20 protein-coding genes are annotated in these 20,157 nt (G+C 68.5%); 2 read left to right on the forward strand and 18 right to left on the reverse strand.

Annotation, left to right across the window (positions count from 1 at the left end; all coding sequences use genetic code 11):
- Positions 1–80: 80 nt before the first annotated feature.
- The 10 genes from hisIE to hisS form a co-directional block, all read right to left on the reverse strand.
- Positions 81–704 carry a bifunctional phosphoribosyl-AMP cyclohydrolase/phosphoribosyl-ATP diphosphatase HisIE gene (gene hisIE, locus FSZ13_RS02330; RefSeq protein ID WP_145477817.1) on the reverse strand — a complete coding sequence of 208 codons (624 nt, stop codon included), beginning with the start codon at positions 702–704 and terminating at the stop codon, positions 81–83.
- Complete coding sequence (gene hisF, locus FSZ13_RS02335; protein WP_145477818.1) at positions 694–1,470, reverse strand: imidazole glycerol phosphate synthase subunit HisF; 777 nt, start codon at positions 1,468–1,470, stop codon at positions 694–696. Before hisF ends, hisIE begins: the two co-directional genes overlap by 11 nt.
- Positions 1,464–2,198 (reverse strand): 1-(5-phosphoribosyl)-5-[(5-phosphoribosylamino)methylideneamino]imidazole-4-carboxamide isomerase, encoded by a 735-nt coding sequence (hisA, locus tag FSZ13_RS02340; RefSeq protein WP_145477819.1) that lies wholly within the window; start codon positions 2,196–2,198, stop codon positions 1,464–1,466. Before hisA ends, hisF begins: the two co-directional genes overlap by 7 nt.
- Positions 2,195–2,797, reverse strand: coding sequence for an imidazole glycerol phosphate synthase subunit HisH (gene hisH, locus FSZ13_RS02345; protein WP_145477820.1), 603 nt, complete (start codon positions 2,795–2,797; stop codon positions 2,195–2,197). Before hisH ends, hisA begins: the two co-directional genes overlap by 4 nt.
- Positions 2,794–3,867 (reverse strand): bifunctional histidinol-phosphatase/imidazoleglycerol-phosphate dehydratase HisB, encoded by a 1,074-nt coding sequence (gene hisB / locus FSZ13_RS02350; RefSeq protein ID WP_145477821.1) that lies wholly within the window; start codon positions 3,865–3,867, stop codon positions 2,794–2,796. The genes hisH and hisB overlap by 4 nt, the downstream gene beginning before the upstream one ends.
- Positions 3,864–4,952 (reverse strand): histidinol-phosphate transaminase, encoded by a 1,089-nt coding sequence (gene hisC, locus FSZ13_RS02355; protein ID WP_145477822.1) that lies wholly within the window; start codon positions 4,950–4,952, stop codon positions 3,864–3,866. The genes hisB and hisC overlap by 4 nt, the downstream gene beginning before the upstream one ends.
- Positions 4,949–6,244: a histidinol dehydrogenase gene (gene hisD / locus FSZ13_RS02360; protein ID WP_145477823.1), complete on the reverse strand. Its 1,296-nt coding sequence runs from the start codon at positions 6,242–6,244 to the stop codon at positions 4,949–4,951. The genes hisC and hisD overlap by 4 nt, the downstream gene beginning before the upstream one ends.
- The gene (gene hisG / locus FSZ13_RS02365; RefSeq protein WP_145477824.1) at positions 6,241–7,152 is read right to left on the reverse strand and encodes an ATP phosphoribosyltransferase; all 912 of its coding nucleotides are present in this window, start codon (positions 7,150–7,152) and stop codon (positions 6,241–6,243) included. Before hisG ends, hisD begins: the two co-directional genes overlap by 4 nt.
- Positions 7,153–7,163: 11 nt before the next feature.
- Complete coding sequence (locus FSZ13_RS02370) at positions 7,164–7,490, reverse strand: YerC/YecD family TrpR-related protein (protein WP_145477825.1); 327 nt, start codon at positions 7,488–7,490, stop codon at positions 7,164–7,166.
- 515 nt (positions 7,491–8,005) lie between these two features.
- Positions 8,006–9,403 carry a histidine--tRNA ligase gene (gene hisS / locus FSZ13_RS02375; RefSeq protein WP_145477826.1) on the reverse strand — a complete coding sequence of 466 codons (1,398 nt, stop codon included), beginning with the start codon at positions 9,401–9,403 and terminating at the stop codon, positions 8,006–8,008.
- Between the two features lie 112 nt (positions 9,404–9,515).
- Here hisS and FSZ13_RS02380 point away from each other — a divergent pair, with 112 nt between their 5' ends.
- Positions 9,516–10,265, forward strand: coding sequence for a Crp/Fnr family transcriptional regulator (locus FSZ13_RS02380; RefSeq protein ID WP_145477827.1), 750 nt, complete (start codon positions 9,516–9,518; stop codon positions 10,263–10,265).
- A gap of 66 nt (positions 10,266–10,331) precedes the next feature.
- Here the strand turns inward: FSZ13_RS02380 and thrC are convergent, their stop codons facing one another.
- The 5 genes from thrC to FSZ13_RS02405 form a co-directional block, all read right to left on the reverse strand.
- Entirely contained in the window at positions 10,332–11,621 is a 1,290-nt protein-coding gene (gene thrC, locus FSZ13_RS02385; protein ID WP_145477828.1) for a threonine synthase, read from the reverse strand.
- A 36-nt stretch (positions 11,622–11,657) separates the two neighbouring features.
- Positions 11,658–12,572 carry a homoserine kinase gene (locus FSZ13_RS02390; protein WP_145478519.1) on the reverse strand — a complete coding sequence of 305 codons (915 nt, stop codon included), beginning with the start codon at positions 12,570–12,572 and terminating at the stop codon, positions 11,658–11,660.
- Positions 12,573–12,589: 17 nt separating this feature from the next.
- Positions 12,590–15,127: a bifunctional aspartate kinase/homoserine dehydrogenase I gene (gene thrA, locus FSZ13_RS02395; RefSeq protein ID WP_145477829.1), complete on the reverse strand. Its 2,538-nt coding sequence runs from the start codon at positions 15,125–15,127 to the stop codon at positions 12,590–12,592.
- A 351-nt stretch (positions 15,128–15,478) separates the two neighbouring features.
- Complete coding sequence (locus FSZ13_RS02400) at positions 15,479–16,426, reverse strand: DMT family transporter (RefSeq protein ID WP_145477830.1); 948 nt, start codon at positions 16,424–16,426, stop codon at positions 15,479–15,481.
- A gap of 72 nt (positions 16,427–16,498) precedes the next feature.
- Entirely contained in the window at positions 16,499–17,227 is a 729-nt protein-coding gene (locus FSZ13_RS02405; RefSeq protein ID WP_145477831.1) for a helix-turn-helix transcriptional regulator, read from the reverse strand.
- 121 nt (positions 17,228–17,348) lie between these two features.
- Between FSZ13_RS02405 and FSZ13_RS02410 the strand changes: the two genes are divergently transcribed.
- Positions 17,349–17,825: a GNAT family N-acetyltransferase gene (locus FSZ13_RS02410; RefSeq protein WP_145477832.1), complete on the forward strand. Its 477-nt coding sequence runs from the start codon at positions 17,349–17,351 to the stop codon at positions 17,823–17,825.
- A gap of 29 nt (positions 17,826–17,854) precedes the next feature.
- Here FSZ13_RS02410 and FSZ13_RS02415 read toward each other — a convergent pair whose 3' ends face one another.
- The 3 genes from FSZ13_RS02415 to FSZ13_RS02425 all read right to left on the reverse strand — a co-directional run bounded on the left by FSZ13_RS02415 (position 17,855) and on the right by FSZ13_RS02425 (position 20,032).
- Positions 17,855–18,142 carry a hypothetical protein gene (locus FSZ13_RS02415; protein ID WP_145477833.1) on the reverse strand — a complete coding sequence of 96 codons (288 nt, stop codon included), beginning with the start codon at positions 18,140–18,142 and terminating at the stop codon, positions 17,855–17,857.
- Between the two features lie 151 nt (positions 18,143–18,293).
- Complete coding sequence (locus FSZ13_RS02420; RefSeq protein WP_145477834.1) at positions 18,294–18,743, reverse strand: PA2169 family four-helix-bundle protein; 450 nt, start codon at positions 18,741–18,743, stop codon at positions 18,294–18,296.
- A gap of 821 nt (positions 18,744–19,564) precedes the next feature.
- Positions 19,565–20,032 carry a hypothetical protein gene (locus tag FSZ13_RS02425; protein WP_145477835.1) on the reverse strand — a complete coding sequence of 156 codons (468 nt, stop codon included), beginning with the start codon at positions 20,030–20,032 and terminating at the stop codon, positions 19,565–19,567.
- Positions 20,033–20,157 lie beyond the last annotated feature (125 nt).

Below are 20,157 nucleotides of genomic sequence, written 5' to 3' on the forward strand. Positions count from 1 at the left end.
CCGTAGGAGGTGGGCGATTGTAAAGCCGCACATCATCGCGGGTAGCCCGTTTCAGCAACGTTAAACGGCAGCGGCCACGCTCACTTCGCGTGGCGGGCCACCAGCACGTCGACCGCATCCTGCAGCGACAGGCCGCGCGCGCGCAGCAGCACGGTCAGGTGGAACAGCAAATCGGCCGATTCCCCCAACAGCGCGTCATCGTCCTGTACAACGCCGGCCAGCGCGGTCTCCACCCCTTCCTCCCCCACCTTCTGGGCGATGCGGCGCAGGCCCTGCTCGAACAGCGACGTGGTGTAGCTGTTGGGCGGGCGCTGTGCTTCGCGTTCGCGCACCAGTGCGTCCAGGCGACCGAGGAAGTTGCCGGGTGCCTGCGCGAAACAGCTCTCGCTGCCGGTGTGGCAGGTCGGCCCGGCCGGGCGGGCGCTGACCAGCAGGGTGTCACGGTCGCAATCCACGCGCACCGCGACCACCGCCAGCACGTTGCCGGACGACTCGCCCTTGGTCCACAGCCGCTTCTTGCTACGGCTGTAGAAGGTCATGTGGCCCGTCTCCACGGTCAACGCCAGCGACTCGGCGTTGGCATACCCCAGCATCAGCACCGCCAGGCTGTCGGCATCCTGCACCACGACCGGCAACAGGCCGTCGCCCTTGGCCCAGTCCAACGTCTGCAGGGCCTCGCGGGAGGGCAACACCTCAATAGACATCTCGAACCTCGATCTGTTGCGTGCGCAGGAACTGCTTCAGCGCGGGAATGGCAATGGCGCCACTGTGGAAGACACTCGCCGCCAGCGCGCCGTCGACGTCGGCCTGGTCGAACACATCGGCGAAATGCTGCATGTCGCCGGCACCGCCGGAGGCGATCAGCGGGACCTGGCAGGCGGCCCGCGCCTGGCGCAGCTGGGCCACGTCGTAACCCCGGCGGACCCCGTCGCTGTCCATGCAGTTGAGCACGATCTCGCCGGCGCCCCGGCGCTGCGCCTCGACCAGCCAGTCGAGGGTGCGCACGGGCACGGCCTGGGTCTTGTCCGGATCGCCGCTGAAGCGGCGCACGCGCCACTCGCCGTCGGGCTCGCGCACCGAATCGATGCCGACCACCACGCACTGCACGCCGAACTCGTCGGCCAGCTCGGTGATCAGTTCCGGGCGCCCCAGCGCGGGCGAGTTGATCGAGATCTTGTCGGCCCCGGCGAACAGCACCCGGCGCGCGGTCTCGACGCTGTCGATGCCACCGGCCACGCAGAACGGGATGTCGATCAGGCGCGCGATGCGCTCTATCCAGGCCACGTCCACCGAGCGCGCCTCCGGGCTGGCGCCGATGTCATAGAACACCAGCTCGTCCGCCCCCTGGTCGCGATAGCGCTGGGACAGCTCGGCGATGTCGCCCATGTCGACGTGGTCGCGGAAGCGCACACCCTTGACCACGCGGCCATCGCGCACGTCCAGGCACGGAATGATGCGTCGGCTCAACATGCCAGTGCCTCGGCCAGGTCCATGCGCTGCTCCAGCAGCGCCTTGCCCAGCACCGCGCCGGCGCAGCCCGCGGCACGCGCGGCGGCCACGTCGGCGACGTCGCGCACGCCGCCGGAGGCCTGCACCGCCACGCCCGGCAGGCGCGCGGTGAGATGTCGGTACAGCGCAAGGTTGGGGCCGGCCAGCATGCCGTCCCGGGCGATATCGGTGCACAGCAGGTGGCGCAGGCCAGCCTGCGCGTAGCGCTCGGCCAACGCGTCCAGGGTGACCCCGGCATTCTCGGTCCAGCCATGCACCGGCAACTGCCATTGGCCCTCGGCATCCTGGCGCGCATCCAGTGCGATGGTGATGCGTTCGGCGCCGAATTCCTCCAGCCAGCCGATCACCTGCGTCGGTTCACGCACCGCCAGCGAGCCGACCACCACGCGGCTTGCGCCGGCATCGAGGATGCGCGCCACGTCGTCGCGCCCGCGCACCCCGCCGCCGGTCTGCACCTGCAGCCCGGTGCCGGCGCGGATCGCCGACAGCAGCGGTGCCAGGGTGTAGCCGCCGGCGCGCGCCGCGTCCAGGTCGACCAGGTGCATCCAGCTCGCGCCCTGCGCTTCGAAGGCCTGCGCGCGCGGCAGCGGGTCGTCGCCGTAATGGGTTTCCTGCGCATAGTCGCCCTGGCGCAGCCGCACCACGCGGCCACCACGGATATCCAGCGCGGGGTAGACGATGAAACTCATACAGCGGTGTCCTCGAGGAAGTTGCGCAGCATCAGCGCGCCGGTGTCGCCGGAACGCTCGGGGTGGAACTGGGCGCCGAAGTAGCGGCCCTGCTCCACCATCGCGGTGAACAGCCCGCCATGGTCACAGGCCGCCACGGTGTGGGCATTGAGCGGAGCGGCGTAGCTGTGCACGAAGTAGGCGCTGGCGCGCTCGGGAATATCCCGCAGGAGCACCGACGGCTTCAGCGGCAGCAGCCGGTTCCAGCCCATGTGGGGGACGCGGATGCCGGTGGCCGGCACCAGCTTGCGTACCGTACCGGGGATCAGCCCCAACGTTTCCACATCCGCCTCTTCGGAATGGTCGAACAGCAGCTGCATGCCGAGGCAGATGCCCATCAGCGGCACCTGCAGGCGCCGCAGCGGTTCCACCAGGCCCTGCGCATGCAGGCGCTGCATCGCGGGCCGGGCCGCGCCGACCCCGGGCAGGATCACCCGACGCACCCCCTGCAGGCCGTCCGCGTCGCGCACCAGCTGCACGCGCGCCCCCAGGCGTTCCAGTGCGTACCGCACCGAGCCCAGGTTGGCACCGCCGGCATCGATCAGCGCAACGTCGGTCACAGCGCCCCCTTGGTGCTGGGCAGCGCCGTACCCTGGCGTGGCAGGGCCTGGCGCAGCGCGCGGGCCAGCGCCTTGAAGCAGGCCTCGACCTTGTGGTGGTCATTGTCGCCGCGCACGCTCAGGTGCAGGTTCAGCCCGGCGGCATCGCACAGCGAGCGGAAGAAGTGTGGCACCAGCTCGGTGGGCATGTCGCCCACGCGTTCGCGCTTGAAGTCGCCTTCGAACACGAAGTAGGGACGGCCGCTGAAATCGAGTGCGGCACTGGCCAGGGTTTCGTCCATCGGCAGGGTGAAGCCATAGCGGCCGATCCCACGCTTGTCGCCGAGCGCCTCGCGCAGGGCCTGGCCCAGGGCCAGCCCGGTATCTTCGATGGTGTGGTGTTCGTCGATGTGCAGGTCGCCTTCGGCCTGCACGCTCAGCGCGAAGCCACCGTGCTTGCCGATCTGCTCCAGCATGTGGTCGAAGAACGGCAGGCCGGTGTGGGTCTGCGGCTCGGCCGTGCGGTCCAGGTCGACCTCGACGCGGATGCGGGTTTCCTTCGTATTGCGCTGCACGCTGGCGCGGCGCGGCGCATCGGCCAGCTCATGGGCGATACCGGTCCAGTCCCACTCACCGCCGAACTGCTCGGTGCGCAGCTGGAACCCCCGGATGTTCATGTTCTGCGCGAACTGGATGTCGGTCGGGCGGTCGCCGACCATCGCCGAACGTGCCCAGTCGATGCCGCGGTCCTGCAGGTAGGGCAGCATCATGCCGATGCCCGGTTTGCGGGTCGGCGCGTTGTCGTGCGGCCAGGTGCCGTCGATCAGCACGTCACGGAACACGATGCCCTGGCTGGCGAAGATCTGCAGCATCAGGTCGTTGGGGCCGTCGAAGGCGGCCTGCGGGTAGCCTTCGCTGCCCAGCCCGTCCTGGTTGCTGACGATCACGAACTGGTAGCCCGCGTCACGCAGCTTGAGCATCGCCGGGATCACGTCGCGGACGAAGCGGATCTTCTCGTAGGCGTCGATCTGGAAATCGGCAGGCTCTTCGATAAGGGTGCCGTCGCGGTCGACGAACAGGATGGGGGTCATGCGGCGGCCCTCCGGGCGGCAAGTACCTGGAGCACGCGGTCGTTCTCTTCCGGGCTGCCGATGGTGATGCGCAGTGCATCGTGAAGTTGCGGTGCGGCGCGCTGGTCGCGCACCACGATGCCGGCCGCCAGCAGCGCGTCGAACGCGGCCTGGGCGTCGTTGAAGCGTGCCAGCAGGTAGTTGCCCTGCGACGGATACACGCGCAGCACGCCGGGCGCCTGCTGCAGCGCCTGGAACAGGCGCTCGCGCTCCGCCTTCACCTGGGCCACACGCGCTTCGGTCACCGCCAGCGCATCGACCTCCAGCGCCGCCAGGGCCAAGGCCGCGCACGGCGCCGGCACCGGGTACGGGGCCTGGCATCGGCGCAGCACCTGGATCAACGCCGGCGCGGCGATCAGGCTGCCGATCCGTGCTGCCGCCAGCGCATGCGCCTTGGACAAGGTGCGCAGCACCGCCACGTTCTCGTAGCGCGGCAGCAGGATCGCCGCCGAGGCCTGTTCGGCGTACTCACCGTAAGCTTCGTCGACCACCACCAGCGCCCTGCCCTGCAGCGCCTGGGCGACCCGTTCGATCGCGCCCAGCGCAATGCTGCTGCCGGCAGGGTTGGACGGACTGCACAGGAACACCAGCTTGGCGTTGCCGGCCAGCGCGGCGGCGATGATCGCGTCGATGTCGGCGTCCAGCGCATCGCCGGCGTCGCGCAACGGCACTTCCAGCAGCGGCGCGTTCTGCAGCCGCGCGCACACGGCGTACATGCCGAACACCGGCGGGGTGACCAGCACCGCGTCGCGGCCCGGTTCGCACAGGGCACGCACCAGCAGGTCGATGGCCTCGTCGCTGCCACGGCCGATCAGCAGCTGCGCAGGCTCGCAGCCGTACAACGCGGCCAGCCGGGCACGCAGCGCATCCGGCTGGGGTTCGGGATAGCGGCGCGCCTGGCCCAGCGGGTCGGCTGGATTCGCCCAGGCCGACTCATTGGCGTTGAGCCACACGTCGCCCACCAGCGCACTGCTGCGCGCCGAGGAATAGCCACTGAACGCGCGCAGGTCGCTGCGCACCAGGTCGAGCACACCGGCGGCGCTCATGCAGCGGCCCCCATGCGCAGCGCGACCGCATTTTCGTGCGCGTCCAGCCCTTCGGCACGGGCCAGTACGCGCGCGCAGTTGCCGATCCCGGCAATGCCCTGCGCGGTGGCGGCCTGCACGCTGATCATGTTCTGGAAGCTGGCCACGCTCACGCCGCTGTAGGCGCGTGCCGCACCGGCGGTGGGCAGCACGTGGTTGGTGCCACTGCAGTAGTCGCCCAATGCTTCGGGGGTGTAGTCGCCCAGGAACACCGAGCCGGCGGCCTCGACCTGGGCCAGCCAGTCGCGCGGCTCGCGCAGGGCCAGGATCAGGTGCTCGGGCGCATAGCGGTTGCTGATCTGGAAGGCCTGCACCAGCGAGTCGACCAGCACCAGCCGCGACGACTGCAATGCCTGGGCGGCGATGTCGGCGCGCGACAGCTGCTTCAGCTGCGCCTGCACCTGCGCTTCCACCCGCTCCAGCATGTCGGCATCGTCGGTGAGCAGCAGTACCTGCGAATCCGGGCCGTGTTCGGCCTGGGACAGCAGGTCGGCGGCAACGAAGGCGGGATTGGCGCCGGCGTCGGCGATCACCAGCACCTCGGAAGGACCGGCCGGCATGTCGATGGCGGCCGCGCCGTCCTGGGCCACCTGCTGCTTGGCTTCGGTGACATAGCTGTTGCCGGGCCCGAACAGTTTGTCGCACGCCGGCACGCTGTCGGTGCCATACGCCATCGCGGCGATGGCCTGGGCGCCGCCGAGCTTGAACACGCGGTGCACGCCGGTGAGCCGAGCAGCCACCAGCACCGCCGGATCGGCGCTGCCATCGCGACGCGGCGGGGTGCACAACACGATTTCGCGGCAACCGGCGAGCTGCGCCGGAACGCCAAGCATCAGCGCGGTAGAAGGCAGCGGCGCACTGCCGGCGGGAACATACAAGCCCACCCGGCCGATCGGCCGCACCATGCGTTCGCAGCGCACGCCGGGGGCGGTTTCCACCGCATAGCCCTGGCTCATGCCGGCCTTGTGGAACTGCCGGATGCGCGCGGCGGCGTCGATCATCGCCTGGCGCAGTTCAGCGGGTACGGCGCGTTCGGCCGCGGCGAATTCGCTGTCGTCCACTTCGAACGACGCCGGTGCCACGCCATCGAAGCGCAGGCTGATTTCGCGCAGCGCGGCGTCGCCGTCTTCGCGGACCGCCGCGATCAATGCCGCGACCGATTCACGGGTACGCGCGGCGACCGCCTGTACCGGCCGCTGCAGGGCCTGGGCCTGGGCGGCGGCGTCGAGTTGGGACCATTGCAGACGGTTCATGCCAGCGACCGCTCCACGCTCAGGACCATCAATCCCTGGGCGCCCGCGCGCTCCAGTTCCTCCAGCCGCTGCCAGGTCAGTGCGCCATGGCACATGGTCTGCAGGCGGAGCTGGCCGCCGTCGTCGGGCAGCTGCACCAGCGGGTCGGCGTCCGGCAACAGGCGGGCCAGGTCGGACACGCGGTCCAGTTCGGCACGGAACATCAGCAGCTTGCTGTCCTGCACCTTCACCACCCCGTCGAGGCGGCGCAGCAGCATGGCCATCAGGCCGGCGCGGGCGTCGTCGGGGGTTTTCACCGGTCCGGCCAGCACGGCTTCGCTTTCAAGCAGGGTTTCCACCGGCTTGAGCTGGTTGGCAGCAAGCGTCGCGCCACTGGAGACCAGGTCGCAGATCAGGTCGGCGGTGCCCAGGCGCGGCGCGATCTCCACCGAGCCGGACAGTTCCACCACCTGGGCATCCACCCCGCGCTCGGCCAGCCAGTCGGCCAGGATCGCCGGGTAGCTGGTAGCGATGCGCTTGCCGGCCAATTGCTCTACACCCTGCCAATCCCACTCCTCGGGCACGGCAAGCATCAGCCGGCACTGCCCGAAGTTCAGCCCGCGCAGGGCCTGGTACGCGTCCGGAAGTCCGATGCGGCGGCGTGCCGCACCCTGCTCGTCCAGCTCGTTGCGACCGACGATGCCGAAGTCGCAGACCCCGTCGGCGATCAGGCCGGGAATGTCGTCATCGCGGACCAGCAGCAGGTCCACCGGCAGCGATTCCCCATAGCAGAACAGCTTGTCGCGGCTCTGCCGCCAGCTCAGCCCACAGGCCGTGAGCAGGCTGCGCGCGGGCTCGGCCAGCCGCCCGCTTTTCTGGATGGCGATACGCAGCCGGTCGCGTGCCGGGGCGGTCTGGGTTGCACTCATGGGGCAGGTCTCTACTCGGATTCGGGGGGCGCGGGTGTGGCGGTCGCGGCAATGGCAGCGGCATAACCGCCGTGGCCATGGTCCAGCGAGCGCGCCACGCGCCCGGTGGTGGTCACGCTGACACCGGTCAATTCATGGATTTCGCGATACGGCACGCCCTGCTTCAGCAGCGGCACCACCTTCCACCGGTCGGACAGCGCTTCCAGCTCGGCCGGCGTACACAGGTCGCGCAGGAATGCAGTCACCTGCTCGGCGCTGGTCAGGCCGGCAAAGGCACGCGCCAGGCAGGCCAGGTCGGCCTGGGGGTCTTTCTCAAGGGGGGAAGGACGGAGTTTCATCGTATCAACGTAATAGCGTGCTATTACATTAGCGCAAAGAAGAGAAAATGCCAAATCCAGCAGTCCCTCCATTCATCTGCCAATTAGCCCCCGTAGAGCCGGGCTCTGCCCGGCTGCTCTCCCCGCCGCACACGACACCGTCTGGGGGCGGACGGCGGGCAGCCCCCGTAGGGACTGTCAAAAACATGGATGTTTTTGACAAGCCCCCATGGACGGGTTCATGGCGTGTCCCGGAGGGGGCTGCCCGCCGGCCGCCCCTGCACGTAGCAATGAGACGCCGGCTGTACGCCGTAGACGTTGACGTTGACGTGGCCGTTGGCGCGGAACGTCCACGAACGCCCACGGGTTCCCAGGGCCGACCAACGGTCGGCGCTACCGGGAACGCGGAACCGAATGTTTGCGGGTTCGAGAACGGACTATCACGTTCCCCAAGGCCGGCCAGCGGCCAGCCCGACCGTAGAAACAACAATGGCACCCGAAGGTGCCATTGTTGGAAGCATGAACCCGAGGGCTCGTCACGCCATGGCGCGGGTCTGCTCCAGTTCCACCTGCAGCGCGCTGGCCAGCTCGTCGCGGGCGACCTCGAACTGCTGCTCGCGCAGCAGGTCCTTCACCGCCACCACGCCGCGCGCCAGCTCGTCCTCACCCGCCAGCACCACGAAACGGATGCCTGCCTTCGCCGCATACTGGAACTGCTTGCCGATCTTCTTCGGCTCCATCTGCACCTCCGCATTGATGCCACCGACGCGCAGGCGGCGCGCAATGTCCAGCGAATCGGCCAGACCGTTGTCGTCCATCAACGCCACCAGCGCATGCACACTGCTGTCCTCGATGCCCGCGATCAGCCCGGCCTCGCGCAGCTGCCAGAACAGCCGGGTCAGCCCGATCGAAATGCCCACGCCCGGCAGCTTCGACTTGCTGTAGTGGCTGGCAAGATCCTCATAACGGCCGCCCGAACAGATCGAACCAATCTGCGGATGGTCGGTCAGCGTCGTCTCGTACACCGTGCCCGTGTAGTAATCCAGCCCGCGCGCAATCGAGAAATTCAGGCAGTACGCCGACTCCGGCACCCCCAGCGCCTTCACCAGCTGCAGCACCTCGCGCAGCTCCGCCACCCCCAGCTTCAGCGTCTCGCTGGCAGCACCGTCCGCCACCAGCGCATCCAACTGCGCCAGCGCATCGGCATGGCTGCTCGAGCGCACCGCCACGAACGCCAGGATCTGGTCGACCTGCTCGGCCGGGATCGCAAAGCCCTCGCCGGTCAGCGTCTCGCGCACGTAATCCGGACCGCGCTTGTCCAGCTTGTCGACCTCACGCAGCACCGCCATCTGGCGCTCGCCGTCCGCAACGCCCAAGTTCTCGAAGAACCCGCGCATCAGCTTGCGGTTGTTCAACTGCACCGAGAAATCACCGATGCGCAGCTCCGCGAACACCGCGTGGATCACCGCCAGCACCTCCGCGTCATACCGCGTGCTCAGGCTGTCCTTGCCGATCACATCGATGTCGCACTGGTAGAACTCGCGGAAACGACCGCGCTGCGCGCGCTCGCCACGGTACACCCGCTGCATCTGGTAACGGCGGAACGGGAACGTCAGGTCATGCTCGTGCTCGGCCACGTAACGTGCCAGCGGCACCGTCAGGTCGAAACGCAGCGCCAGCTCCGGCAGGCTCTTGTCACCCGCTTCGGCCGCATTGGCCAGCGCGCCCGTCGACTGCACGAAATACACCTGGCGCTCGGTCTCGCCACCGGACTTGGTCAACAGCACATCCGACAGCTCGAACACCGGCGTTTCCACCGGCAGGAACCCGAACCGCTCGTAATTGCGGCGGATGACGTCCAGCATGCGCTGGAACGCGATCTGCTCGCGCGGCAGCAATTCCATGATGCCGGGCGGCGTACGGGGCTTGATCACTTGCGGGACTCCTGCGGGGGAACTTGGGGGAAGAGCGAGCTGCATATTCTAGCCGCAGCCGGGCCAACCGCCGCATGACGTATCATGGGCAGGCCCCGCTTCCTGGTTCGACATGACCCGGCCCCACCCCGGAACCGCCGTTGCCGCCGCAGACGAACCCGCCCCGGGCTGCTCCACCCTGCGCGACTGCCTGCATTGCTCCGTGCGCCACCTGGCCGTCTGCTCGGCCCTGTCGCCCGATGAAGTGCAGGCGCTGGAGCGGGTGACCGTCTCCCAGCCGCTGCCGCTGGGCGCCACCCTGGCCCGTGCCGGCGAACCCCGCCAACATGTCTATACCTTGACCGCCGGCGCCCTGCGCCTGGTCCGTACCCTCGCCGACGGACGCCGCCAGATCAGCTGTTTCGTCCTGCCCGGCGACTACCTGGGCCTGACCGGCAGCGACCACCACCGACATGACATCGAAGCCATTGCCGACAGCCGGGTCTGCCGCGTCGCCCTGCCGCAGATGAAAGACCTGCGCGCGCGGTACCCGCACCTGGAGCGCAAGCTGCTGCAGCGCGCCTGCCAGGCCCTGGACGACGCCGCCGACGCCGCCCTCGCGCTGGGCCGGCTGCAACCCGCCGAAAAGCTCGCCGACTTCCTGTTGCGCCTGGCCGCACGTGAAGCCCGGCTCGGCGACCCCAGCATGCGCGTGACCCTGCCGATGGGCCGCAGCGACATCGCCGACCACCTCGGCCTGACCATGGAAACGGTCAGCCGCACCTTCACCAAGCTGCGCCAGCAGGGCCTGATCGCCCTGCCCCACCTGAACACCGTCGAGATCCTCGACGAATCCGCGCTGCGGGAGCTTTGCGGGGTTTGAGGAGTGGCGTGGTTGCCGGGCAGAGCCCGGCATTACGCTTGCCGGTCAGAGCCCGGCACTACGGTTCTATGCCAGCAGGAATTCGCGCAGCGCGGCGTAATGCGGCGGGCACGGTTCGGCGTGCGCGGGACGTTGCAGCAGCGCCGCCAGCGCCGGGGGCACCTCGATCGCGCGGCCGATCAGCGGCTCCACCACCGATTCGAACTTCGCCGGGTGCGCCGTCGCCGCCACCGCCCAGTCGCCCTGCACGCCCTCGCCGCGCAGCTGTTCGAGCAGCTTCACCGCCGTCGCCGTGTGCGGGCAGAACAGCTCGCCTGCGGCCGCATGGCGGCGCGTGATCAGTTCGCGGATCGCCGCATCGTCGACCGCCGCCGTGCGGAAACCGGCGCGCAGCGCATCATCGTCGTCCGCATGCAACCAGCGCAGCCGTTCGAAGTTGCTGGGCGCCCCCACGTCCATGGCATTGGCCAGCGTCGGCACGCTGTGTCGGGGCCGGTACGCCTCGCCCTGGAAGAAACGCGGCAGCACGTCGTTGGCATTGGTCGCCAGCGCGATCTGCCCGATCGGCAGGCCCATCGCCCGCGCCAGCACGGCCGCCATCGCATTGCCCAGGTTGCCGGTCGGGATCACCAGGTTCAAGTGCCGCCCATGGGCAGCGTGGTGGGTCAGCGCCGCATGCGCGTAGTAACTCATCTGCGGCAGCCACCTGCCCAGGCTGATGCTGTTGGCCGAACTCAGCGGCACCCGTGCCTGCAGCTCACGGTCGCCGAGCGCCTGCTTGACCATCGCCTGGCAGTCGTCGAACGACCCGGCCACCCGCAGCGCGGTGATGTTGTCGCCGAAGCAGCCCAGCTGGTGCGCCTGGCGCGGCGACACCCGGCCATCCGGGTACAGCACCACCACCCGGATGCCGGGCTGCCGATGGAAGGCCGCCGCGACCGCCGCACCGGTGTCGCCCGAAGTGGCCACCACGATGGTCAACGGGCGATCGCGTCCGCCCTGCAACCGGGCCAGGCTCGCCGCCAGGAAGCGCGCACCGAAGTCCTTGAACGCCGCGGTGGGTCCATGGAAGAGCTCCAGCACATGGTCGCCCGGAGTGGACAACGCCCGCAGCGGCGCAGGGAAGTCGAACGCCTGTTCGCACAGGGCCGGTAGGTGCGACGCGAGCGCATCCCCGGCAAAGAACGGTGCCAGCACTGCCGCGGCGTCGCCGAAGAGGCTGCCCTGCTCCTGCCACTGCCGTGCCTGCGGGCGATGCTCGGGAACGTACAGCCCGCCGTCGGGCGCGAGCCCCGCGGCTATCGCAGCGCTGAGCGTGGCGGGCGGTGCCGCGTGTCGGGTCGAAACGAAATGCATGTCGGGTCCTGAAGGGAAAAGGGAGGGCATCGGCGCTTACAGCAGCTGCGCGCCGGGTGCATTCAAGGGCGATACCCAGGCCTGGCTGTCGAAGCCCGCTTCGGCGAAGGCGTGCTGCACCGCCGGCTGCGCGGCCCGCGCGGCCGCTTCACTGTCGAACCAGGCAAACACGCTCGGCCCGGCACCGGAGATGCTGGCACCGAGTGCGCCCGCCTGCAGGGCCGCCTCGCGCACCGCGGAAAAGCCCACGATCAGCCCGGCCCGGCGGGGTTCGACCAGTACATCGCGCAGGCCGTCGCGGACCAGTCCCGCATCGCCCCGGAAGCAGCCACTGAGCACCAGCGCCAGGTTCGCGCTCTGTTGGACGAACTCCGACAACGCGTAGCTGCCCTGCAGCGCGGCACGCGCGCGGCGCGTTTCCAGCACCGCGTCGGGATGCACCAGCAGGCTGTGCCAGTGCGCCGGCACCGGAATCGACACCAGCTGCTCCGCCGTGCTCAGCACCAGCCCACCCAGCAGCATCGGCCCCAGGTTGTCGCCATGCCGGCCGCCGCTGGCCACCGCCTCGCCCGCCAGCGCAAACGGATACAGCGCTTCGCGCGGCAGCGGCGTATCCAGCAGCGCATTCGCCGCCACCAGCGCGGCCACGCACGACGCCGCCGAACCGCCCATGCCCGAGCCGAGCGCGATGCCCTTGTCGATCTCCAGTTCGAATCCGAACGGCAGCGCCAATGCGTCTGACATCGCCAGCAGCGCCGCGCCTGCGGTGTTGTCCGACGCTGCCCGTGGCAGGTCCACCGTGGTGCCGCGGATGGCCAGGATACGGACCCCTGGCGCCGCAGTGCGCCGCACCGTGACCGTATCGCCGACCCCGGCGATGACGTGACCAAGAATGTCGAACCCCACCGCGACATTGCCCACCGACGCCGGTGAAAACGCACGTGCCTGCATCGGTGATGCTGCCTCGCTCACAGGCGCGCTCCTTCGCCGGCGGCCACCCGCAACACATCGGCGAACACACCCGCCGCGGTGACTTCCGGGCCCGCGCCGGGGCCCTGCACCACCAGCGGGTTGTCGCAGTAACGGCGCGTGGTGAACTGCACCACGTTGTCGGTCAGCCGCAGGTTGGCGAAGGCGTGGTCGGCCGGCAGTTCGACCAGGCCGACCTGGGCCGCATCGGCCGACAGACGCGCCACGTAGCGCAGCACGGCACCGCGCGCACGCGCCTGCGCCAGGCGCTCGGCGAACGCCGCGTCCACCGTATCCAGCCCGGCCATGAACCCCTCCACGCTGCTGTCGCGCAGCGCTTCGGGCACCAGGCTTTCCACCATGACCTGGTCCAGGCTCAGCTCGCGTCCGGCTTCGCGGGCCAGGATGACCAGCTTGCGGGCCACGTCCACCCCGGACAGGTCGTCACGCGGGTCCGGCTCGGTGTAGCCCATGCCGCGGGCCTGTGCGACAAGTTCGGAGAACGGCACCTGGCCGTCGTATTTGTTGAACAGCCAGGCCAGCGTGCCGGAGAAGATGCCGTCGATGGCCAGGATTTCGTCGCCGGTGTCGACCAGGTCGCGCAGCGTGGTGATCACCGGCAGGCCGGCGCCCACCGTGGCCTCGTAGCGGAAGCGCGCACCGCTGCCTGCAGCGGCCTCGCGGATGGCGTGGTAGCGCGGCAACGGGCCGGCCCCTGCCTGCTTGTTCGGCGTGACCACGTGGATCCCGGCCTGCAGCCACGCGGCATAGCGGTCGGCGACCTCGGCGCTGCCGCTGCAGTCGATGATCAGCGCGTGCGGCAGGTGTGCCGACAGCAGGTGGTCGGTGAACGCATCCAGGTCGGTTACCTGCGCGCCGCCGGCCAGCGCAGCGCGCCAGTCGCCCGCCACCCCGCGCGCGTCCAGGTGCATGCGGCTGCGCGACGCCACCGCGCGCAGCCGCAGGTCGACATTGGCGCGGGTCAGCAAGGTCGGCTGCGCGGCCAGCAACTGGTCCAGCAGCGCGGCGCCGACGTTGCCCGGGCCGATCACGCCGACCGAGAAGGTCTGCGGCGACAGCCAGAAGCCTGCATGCGCGGCACGCAGCGCCTTGGTCGCATGGCGGCTGTCCACCGCCACCGAGATGTTGCGCTCGGACGAGCCCTGTGCGATCGCCAGGATGTTCACCTGCGCGCGCCCCAGCGATTCGAACAGGCGCGCGGCCACCCCGGGCTGCCCGGCCATGCCGTCGCCCACTGCGGCCAGCACGCTGACGTTGTCGGTGAGCTGGACCCGCTGCACCTGGCCCAGCCCGAGTTCGTGCGCGAAGGCCTGCAGCAGGGCATCGCGCGCACGCCCGGCTTCGGCCTGGCGCACCACGCAGCAGATCGAGTGTTCGGACGAGCCCTGCGAAATCATCACCACCGACACATGTGCGTTGCGCAGCGCCGCGAACACGCGCTCGGCCGTGCCCGGCACGCCGATCAGGCCGGTGCCTTCCAGATTGAGCAGGGCCAGTTCGGCGCTGAGCGTAAGCCCCTTGATCGGACCCGACGCGGTGCGCTCGGCGGTGATGCGGGTGCCGGGATGATCGGGATGGAAAGTATTGCGGATGATGATCGGCAGGCCACGTTCGATGGCCGGCGACATCGTCTGCGGATGCACCACCTTGGCGCCGAAATAGGCCAGTTCGCAGGCCTCGTCATAGCTCAGTGCCTCCAGCTGCACCGCTTCGGGCACCACCCGCGGATCGGCCGAAAGCACCCCGTCCACATCGGTCCAGATGTGCAGTTCGTCGGCGTCGAACAGCGCGGCGAAGATCGCCCCGGAGTAGTCGCTGCCGTTGCGCCCGAGCGTGGTCACGCGACCGCGCCGGTCGCGCGCGACGAATCCGGTTGCAACCACCCGCGCGGCGGCATTCGCCTCGCGCCAGCTGGCGAGGCGCTGCGCGCTCTGCACCCAGTCCACGTCCACCCCGAGTTCGCCGCGATCGACCACCAGCACATCGCGCGCATCCAGCACCGCGCACGCTTCGCCCCGGCTGCGCAGGTAGTGGCCGAGCAGGTGCGCCGAATACACTTCGCCCAAACCCTGCACGCGGTCCAGCACTTCGGCCGGCAGTTCGCCGATCACCGCCAGCGCCGCCAGCACTTCGGCCAGCTGGTCGAAACGTGCGTCCAGCCATTCCACCGTGTCGCCGGCATGCTCGCCAAGCAACGACACCGCCGCACCGCGATGGCGCGCACGCAGTGCATGCCAGTCCTCGCGCCACTGCGGCGCGTTGTCCGCGGCCGCGCCGGCCAGGGCGATCAACGCATCGGTCACCCCCTTCATCGCCGACACCACGGTGACCTGCACCGCCTCGTCGCGGGCCAGCAGCAGCTGCGCTACATGGCGGTAGCGGTCGGCATCGGCGACCGAGGTACCCCCGAACTTGTGCACCACGGTCGCCGTAGCGGCACGCAGGGCGGAGGACGCGCCTGCCGCTGAGGCGGCGTCGGAGGGAGCGGCGTCGGGTGAAGCGGCAACGTGGGACATGCTGACCTCGATTCGAGGCCCCGCGACATCCAGGCTGAAGGAGATTCCCCGCAACCTGGTCTGGTGCGGGGCCGTTGTTTTCGGAAATTACGCGAAGACGACGGGCCGCACCAAGCGAGTGGTGGCGGTGGTAATGGTGGTGGTACCGAGGGCCAGGCGCGCACGGGCACTGCCGCCGTTGACGGCGGTGGTGCGAAGCGGGACGGTGGCGTCGGCAAGGACCATGGGCCAAGAAAACTACGCCAGCCATACGCTTGTCAAGTGCTGCACCGCAAAACGGCATTCACCGCGAACGGCCCGCATCGTCGGCAAAAAAGGTTGCGGATGTGACCAACGTGCCGGAGCCGACAGTCAGCCGACGTGCTGGGCCACCGCGCGCGGAGGACGGTGGGCGTGGGCGCACAGCAGCACCCCCGACACCAGGCAGACGATGGCCACGATTTCCATATGGGTGGGCCAGCGCTGCTGCCAGGCGAAGCCGTACAACAGCGCGAACAGGGTTTCGAACACGATCATCTGCCCGGTCATGGTCAACGGCAGGCTGCGGCTGGCGCGGTTCCAGCAGGCGTTGCCGACCACCGACGCCACTACCGCCACGCCGGCGCTGACGACCCAGAACCACATCCACGCCCCGGCGGCGTGCACCGTGCTGGACAGCACGAACGCACTGGGCACCAGCAGCAGTGCCAGTGCACCGGTGGTGACCCCGGTCAACAGCGACCAGTCGTGCCCGGACAGGTCCGGCCGTCGCGCCAGCCAGCGGCTGTTGCCGATCGAGTACAGCGCCCAGGAGAACAGCGCGCCGACTGCGCACAGCAGGCCCAGCAGGCGTTGCTGGGTCGACCCCTGCGCATGCTCGGACTGCAGCGCCTCATAGCCGACCAGCGCCACCCCGAGCAGGCACAGGCCCAGCGCGGGCGCCAGCTGGCGCAACGGCACCGCGCCCTGTTCGCGCGCGCCGACCACGGTCACCACCACTGGGATCAGCCCCACGATCAGCGAGGCGGCCGCCCCACCGGCCCACTGCACGGCCTTGGCCAGCAGCACGAAATACACCAGGTTGCCGGCCAGGCTCAGCCACAGCAGTCCGCGCCATTCCGGCGCGCCGATGCGCTGGTGCAGTTCGCGCCAGCGCGGCGCCAGCAACACCACGGCAATCAGGCCATAGACCAGGTAGCGCCCGGCCGACAGCTGCACCGGGCTGAACTGGCTCAACACGGCCGGCGCCAGGAACACCACGCCCCACAGCGCGCCGGCGGCAATGCCGTTGGCGATGCCCACGCCCATCGAACGATTCATCTACGCCCTGCACCCGGCAAAGGAAAGTCCGCGCCAGTGTAGGTGGGAAGCCACCGTCGATCTTGACCCAGGCTACTGCGCGGACCGGTGGCGGCGTCGGTAGTCGGCCGGTGTCATGCCCCATTCGCGTCGCAGCGCACGGGTCAGCGCGCTCTGTTCGGAGGAGCCGGCGTGCTGGGCGATGGACGCGATGGGCGCGTCGCTATCGACCAATCGCCCCCGCGCCCAGCGCAGACGGCTGCCGCTCAGCCAGCCCTGCGGACTGAGCCCGAAGGCCCGCTGGAACAACGCATGCACGCGACTGGTACTGACCCCTACCTCGTTGGCAATGCGCTCAACCGGCCACGCCTGCCCGGGGGCCGCCTCGATGCGCGCACACACTGCCTGCAGGCGGGTGGCGCTGCCGGCCAGAGAAAACGCCTCCAGCAGCGCAGGCAGCTCCAGCGCCACCACGTCGGCCTCGACACATTCGTCCGGTACCGTGCCCACCCGCTGCGCCATCCGCCGCACCTGGGCTGGAAGCGCCAATACGGGCTGCCGTTGAAGGCGCTCAAGGGTGTCGTCATCGAACATGTCGGCCGGACAGTCGACGATCAGGAAACGGTCGTTATCGTCGGCGGCCTGGGCGTGCCCCGCCAGTGGCGCGACGAAGGCCCCCTGCAGCAGATCCAGCCGCGCGCCCCGCCCTTCCAGCTCGAATGCCAGTTCGCCGCGCACCGGCAGCACCCACTGCGCGAACGCGTGGCGATCGACGCTGGAATCGCGCCCATACCGGCGAACGTTGAAAGCAGGTGAAGACATGCGCGCAAGTCTGCGCGCGGTTGCAGAAACCTGCAACGCGTCACGGCAAGGGGCCGAGGGGTGGGTGGTATAAGAAGGGTGTCGCGCCGGACGTACCGACGTTCTGTACAGGGAGTACTCGATGCCATACCTCACGCTGAGCCAGGCTCCGCACCTGCTGCCGACCGTTGCCCGCTGGTATTTCGATACCTGGGGTGCGCGTGTTCCCGGGCACACCTACGATGACGAGCAGCAGCGCCTCGAGGTGTTCCTGCACGACAACGAGCTGCCAATGCTGCTGATGGCCATGCAGAACGACGTCCCCATCGCCGCCGCGCAGCTGAAATTCCACGAGCGGACCGAGCATCCGGAACGGCTGCATTGGCTGGGCGGTGTGTTCGTCACCCCGCAACACCGGGGCCGCGACCTGGCCAGCGCGATGATCGAAACCCTCATGCAGAAAGCGCGCGGCTATGGCGTGCGCGAAGTGTTCCTGCAGACCGAGCACGACGATGGGGGGCTGTATGCACGGCTGGGGTGGGAGCCACTGGAGCGGCAGACCCATCGCACCGGCGTGCCGGTACGCATCATGCGGCGCGTGTTGCCGATTGCCCGGTAAACGCTGTGCCTACGCGTGGTCGATCCAGCTCAGCGGAAACGAACCGGCTGAGGTGCCGGGCGGTCGGCCAGGGAGCCCATGGTGAAGGTATAGCCGGCTTCTTCCAGCAGCTTGCGCATGCGCAGCTCTGCCCGCTTGGGATACGCCAATGAGGTAGGTGCATGCAGCGCATAGGCGGTGGAACGCCCACCCTGCATGTCACGGGTGACCGAGGACTGGTTCGTCTCGCATGCGTTCGACCACAGGTTCAACAACACCTGGGGTCCAATGGACTGGTTGTTGCCAAGGCGAAGCGTGAGCCAACGCATGTGTTCCATGAGCAATCCCAGCGGTACGTGTGTTCGAGTATGCACCATATCCGGGGTGGCCGTACGGCGGGGTCTGGACCCACCTATCCCGCAAATGCAGACGCCCCGGCTGAACCGGGGCGCCTGCAGTATGGCAGGGCGGCTGGCGCCGCCGGAGCCATTACGACTTCATGGCGAGCTTGCGGTTGCGCATCACGTTATGGGTCTCTTCCACCTGCGGCAGCAGGCGGGTGACTTCAGCGCGGGCGGCCGGCGGCGTATCGTTGTCGGTCAGGGCGTCGCGGAATGCCTTCAGCAGGCGATCCTCGGATTCCTCCAGCTCGGCAACATAGCCGTACTGCGTGTCGCCCAAGGTGGCGCGGACCTTGCCGTAGAACTGCTGCATCGAGCCGACCATGGTGCCGTGCTCGGCCGGCTTCGCACCGGTAGCGGCCACAGTGCTGCTCAGCGCGGAAACGATATCGGCCTTGACGGCGGCAATGCGGGTGAACAACTGCGACAGCTCGGCATCCTTCACCTTAGTGGCAGCTTCGGTGTAGAAGTCCTTGCCATCACGGGCGATCTCGATGAGGTCGTTGAGGGTGTGCGCGGTCTTGGATTCGGTGCTCACTGATTTCTACTCCTGGGAAAAATTCTGTGGTGACCCGTGTCGGGGTGAATCCACTTTTCCGCAGTTGCAATGAAGTCGGCGTGACCTTCCAACGACAGCGTTAAGCGATGTGTTGACCGTGGAAACACGATGTTTTCGCGACGTGTTTTAGGCGCAGACAACGTCGTCACATCTCGCGAGGCGAAGGGAACGAACAAAGAAAAGCCGCACTGTGTGCGGCATTGCTTCAGTCATGTCAGCGCGGGCTCGGTGGCACCGGTGCCTCAATCGGCGGACGCTCCGGCTGCGGATCACGCTCCGGCGGAACCTCACCGGGCGGCTCCGTCACCGGCGGCTCGGACGGTGGTGGTGCCTCTACCGGCGGCTCCGGCGCGGCAGGCTCAGGCTCCGGTGCTGGCACCTGCGCCGTGGGCTGCCACGGGAATTCAAGGGAGGTGGCGACAAGTGCCATGGAGTGGTTCCTGCAACGGTGGTGTTGCAGCAAAGGTGGCAGCTTGGCCGTCAAACTGTGGCGAGGAAGGTGTGCACGGCGTGTTTCCGATGCCGGGCCCATCGACGCCGACCCCGCCCCGATTCGAACGGGCGATCTTCGGCTTGGGAGGGCGACAAACCGCCTATACAGCGCAGGGGTTTCGCCTCACGACGCTTGGCCTCGCGTGTGACGGACGCCGTCGCAAATCAGGCGTCCGAAGAACTTTGAGGCAACAACCAAGAGTAGAGCAGTGGCCAACCACGGTTTGGCCGATTCGATCGCCGCTATCGAAAATTGCCCAGTCAGTCGCTCAAGATTTCGCGCCAACAACCTCGCGATCAAGGACCCTTCACCAGCGATCGACATCGTCGTTGAATGCGACCTCGAGCTTCCTTCCAGACATTGCGTGCATGCCATGCACAGCAACCTCCGCCAGGAAGTATCCCCAATGATCCAAGATGGTAGAGAGTTGCGCGCGGGAAAACTGCGCAGGTTCTCCGCCTACATCGAGATCGGGGTAGATTTCATTAGTAAAGCAAGCAAACCCTGGCTTGGCTACTGGCGGATCGAGCCAGATCGCGACGACGTTGTGGCCCCAGTTCGCCTGCCCGGTGTCCGACGCCTGGCGCCCCTGATCATCCATCGTGCCGAGCAACCGGGCCACTTCCTCCAACAGTTCTTGGTCAAGTTCTGAAATGAGCAGGAGAACCGTCAGGTTCATTGCACGACAGTAATTTTCATCCGGCCCCGCACAAGAGTAGTAGCTCCGGAAAAGCCCCGGTGCAGGCTCAAAAACTGAAGCGGTCAAGGTAAACATCGATTGCACCCGCGATAGCCACGCAATTCAACAACGCGGCTGCCATTCGGCTGGAAGCACCGAAAGCTCACGCCGCCACCTCACCATTGTGCGCCATCCCATGTGCGCACCGAGCACGACCTTTT

Origin of the sequence: Stenotrophomonas rhizophila, from assembly GCF_007667275.1 — a bacterium.
In the GTDB taxonomy this organism is placed as follows: Bacteria; Pseudomonadota; Gammaproteobacteria; order Xanthomonadales; family Xanthomonadaceae; genus Stenotrophomonas; species Stenotrophomonas maltophilia_AE.